Genomic DNA, 2,469 nt, shown 5'->3' with positions numbered 1-2,469 from the left:
CTGAGAGGTATATACTAGCCGCCATTGGCTCTGGTAGCGTTCCGATATTGCCCTGTTGCTGGAGCCATCAGCCTTGACCGCAGTGCCCGACATCGAATTTCGCGGCGTCACCAAGCGCTATGGCGCGGTGACCGCGGTCAGCGGCATCGATCTCGCTGTCCCGCCCTCCGCCTTTGTCGCGCTGCTCGGTCCCTCCGGCTGCGGCAAGACCACCTGCCTGCGCATGATCGGCGGCTTCGAACAGCCGAGCGAAGGCCAGGTGTTCATTCGCGGCCAGGACATGGCCGGCACGCCGCCCTACCGGCGGCCGGTCAACATGGTGTTCCAGCAATACGCGCTGTTTCCGCATCTCGATGTCGAGGACAATGTCGCCTATGGGCTGCGCCAGGCGCGGCCAAGGCTGTCTTCGCGCGAGATCGCCTCAAGGGCGGGCGAGGCGCTCGAAATGGTGCGGCTCGCCGGCTATGGCCGCCGCAAGATCCACGAACTGTCGGGCGGCCAGCAGCAGCGTGTGGCGCTTGCCCGCGCCCTGGTCAACAAGCCGGCGGTGCTCTTGCTCGATGAGCCGCTGGCGGCGCTCGACAAGAAGCTGCGCACCGACATGCAGATCGAGCTGCAGAACCTGCAGCGCGAGATCGGCATCACCTTCGTGCTGGTCACGCACGACCAGGAGGAAGCGCTGTCGATGAGCGATTTCGTCTGCGTCATGAATGGCGGTCGCATCGTCCAGCTCGGGCAGCCGAGCGAGATCTATGACGAACCGGCCGACCTGTTTGTTGCCGATTTCGTCGGCAAGACCAATCTCTTGAGCGGTACTGTCGCCGGGCATTCGGGCGATCTGGTGGAGGTGGCGCTTGCCGACGGCACCGTCATTGCGGCGCGCAAACGGACCGCTTTGCAGCAGGGCGAGGTCGTTTCGGTCAGCCTGCGTCCTGAATCGCTCAGTCTCGGCGCCCAGGCAAGCGGCCCATTCAAGGGCATCGTCCGCAACCGGATATTCCTGGGCTCGACGGCGGAATACGCGATCGAGGTCAAGGGCATCGGAACGCTGCTGGCCAAAGCCGATCACCTGATCGGTCACGGCAACCTCTTCAAGCCGGGTGAACCCGTCGCCATCGGCTTTGCCTCCGGAACGCCGCTGGCGTTTGCGGAGACCAAGAACAACGGGGCCAACCAGAGGGTAGATAAACATGTCGAAATCATATCGTGACGGACTGCCGATAAGCCCTGAGAATTTCGTCGACCAGCTGATGCGTTTGAAGCGCGGCTCGATCGGCCGCCGCGACTTCCTCGGCCTCACCGGCCTTGGCATTGCCACGGCGGTGATGGCGCGCGAGATCGGCATCATGCCGACACCAGCCTTTGCCGCCGAAAGCCTTGGCGACCGCATGTCGATCGCCACCTGGCCGAACTATCACGACCCGGCGACCTTCGAGAACTTCAAGAAGGACACCGGCGTTGCCGTCGAGGTCAACGTGTTCGGCTCCAATGAGGAGATGCTGGCCAAGCTGCAGGCCGGGGCCTCGGGCTGGAGCCTGTTCGTGCCGACCAATTACACGATCTCGACCTACAAGAAGCTCGGCATCATCGAGCCGCTGGAGATGGCGAAGCTGCCGAATTTCGACGGCTCGCAAGAGGATCCGCGCTTCACCTCGGAGGGCACGATCGATGGGACGATCTACGCCGTGCCGAAGAACTGGGGCACCACCGGCTTTGCCGTCAACACCAAGAAGCTGACCAAGCCGATGACGAGCTGGAAGGAGTTCTGGGACACCGCCATGGCGGAAGGCGACAGCCGCACCATGGTGCATGACTACCAGCTGACCACGATCGGCAATGCGCTGAAATATTACGGCTACTCGTTCAATTCGCTCAAGCAGGACGAACTGGCCAAGGCGGAGGAGCTGCTGCTGAAGGTCAAGCCGCATCTGTTCGCGGTCTCCTCCGACTACCAGCCGGGGATGCGCGCCGGCGACGCGTGGATGACCATGTGCTGGACGAATGACGGCGCGCAGCTGCATCGCGACATTCCCGAGATCGCCTATGTGCTGGGCAAGGAAGGCGGCGAGATCTGGACCGATTTCTATGCCATTCCGAAAGACGCGCCGAACAAGCCCGCCGGTTACGCGCTGCTCAACTACCTGATGAATCCGCAGGTGGCGGTGAAGGAGCATTTGGCCAATGGTGCGCCGTCGACCGATGCGCGCGTCAACAAGCTGCTGCCCAAGGAGGTGCTCGACAACCCGATCCTCTATCCGGCAGCCGACCTGTTGACGCCGCTGGAATTCGGCGCGGCGGCAACGTTGACCGATCCGGGCCGCGCCGAATTGATGGCGCGCTTCAAGTCGGCCTGAGCGACGGCCTCAAATTCGACTCAGATAATTTGACCGGCGGGTTTATGCCCGCCGGCACCGGGGCAATCTTTTCATGCACGGCCGCCGTCTTCGCAGGAATTTTTTGACCGCCATG

The 2,469-nt window shown here is 62.8% G+C and carries 2 protein-coding genes; both read left to right on the top strand.

What is annotated here, in order from left to right; all coding sequences use genetic code 11:
• Window positions 1-73: 73 nt before the first annotated feature.
• On the top strand, window positions 74-1,210 hold the full coding sequence (locus tag EN879_RS31900; protein ID WP_013528932.1) for an ABC transporter ATP-binding protein: 1,137 nt from the start codon (window positions 74-76) through the stop codon (window positions 1,208-1,210).
• Window positions 1,191-2,354 carry a spermidine/putrescine ABC transporter substrate-binding protein gene (locus EN879_RS31895; protein ID WP_024504752.1) on the top strand — a complete coding sequence of 388 codons (1,164 nt, stop codon included), beginning with the start codon at window positions 1,191-1,193 and terminating at the stop codon, window positions 2,352-2,354. The genes EN879_RS31900 and EN879_RS31895 overlap by 20 nt, the downstream gene beginning before the upstream one ends.
• Window positions 2,355-2,469: the final 115 nt, after the last annotated feature.

It is taken from the genome of Mesorhizobium sp. M7A.F.Ca.AU.002.02.1.1, assembly GCF_003998535.1.
Lineage (GTDB): Bacteria > Pseudomonadota > Alphaproteobacteria > Rhizobiales > Rhizobiaceae > Mesorhizobium > Mesorhizobium ciceri.
Note: the sequence above shows the minus strand (reverse complement) of the source record. Positions and strands in the feature narration are given on the sequence as shown.